We start from the raw sequence: 833 nt of genomic DNA, 5'->3' as shown, positions 1-833 counted from the left end.
CAACGATACAGGCATATCAGGACGCGAAGAAAGAGATGGAGAAGAAAGCCAGAGCGATTCGATATACCGGCACAGGCCGCGAGGTGGCGAAGAAGAAACAGGAGCGACACGATCATGCGGTGGCGGCGCGACAAGCGGGGATGCAAGGTTATGCAACGCTGACATACGCCTATCAGCAAGCCCGCCAGCAGGAGCAATACTTGCAAGATCAGACGCGCTATTATCTGATGATGCCGCCGTCGCGCCCGGCGATTGATCAGCAGGCGCCGCCGCAGTCGGCCCCGACGCCGGCAATCGGTGGTGCGCAATCGAGCTCTCAGTCGCTACCGGCTGCGCCATCCACTCCGGCTATTGAACCGACGCCGATGGTCCAGTCCACGCCGACTGTGGTTGCCGACATGAACGCATTGGCAAACCAGACCTACACGGGCGGGGTCACCCCGAGGGCCGATCTGAGTCAGGCGCTGCGCCCCTTCATGGGGATGCAGCGATCACAGGCGGCTTCGTCGCCCTACTTGCCTTACCAGAACGTGCCGTCGACGATGTTCGCGTCCGCAAACGCCCCGGAAGGCGTGGAGGAGCTCCGAGGCCGGGGCATTGGTCGAGTGCCGGGTTCCGATCAGACGGAAACGCTCTCCTTCACGGTACGCGGAAGCGGGAGTGAAGGCGCGCTGGGTGCGCGCGTGAGCATGCCGGTCAATCAGCCTTCAGGATCAGGGGTGTCGTATATCGCTCCTGACGCGCATGCCTCGTCGGATGCGCCGCCGTCCAGGGATCTGGCGGTGTTGAATCGGGTGCTGTCCAGTCCGCGCGGAGTGGGCCTGGAGTTCCTG

Annotated in this window: 1 protein-coding gene; it reads left to right on the top strand. The window is 63.1% G+C overall.

All coding sequences use genetic code 11. The features are described from left to right. On the top strand, positions 1-833 hold an 833-nt coding region (locus tag RV1423_RS30485; protein ID WP_034304001.1), incomplete at both ends, for a hypothetical protein.

The sequence above is a fragment of the Herbaspirillum sp. RV1423 genome (genome assembly GCF_000577615.1).
Lineage (GTDB): Bacteria > Pseudomonadota > Gammaproteobacteria > Burkholderiales > Burkholderiaceae_D > Herbaspirillum.
Note: the sequence above shows the minus strand (reverse complement) of the source record. Positions and strands in the feature narration are given on the sequence as shown.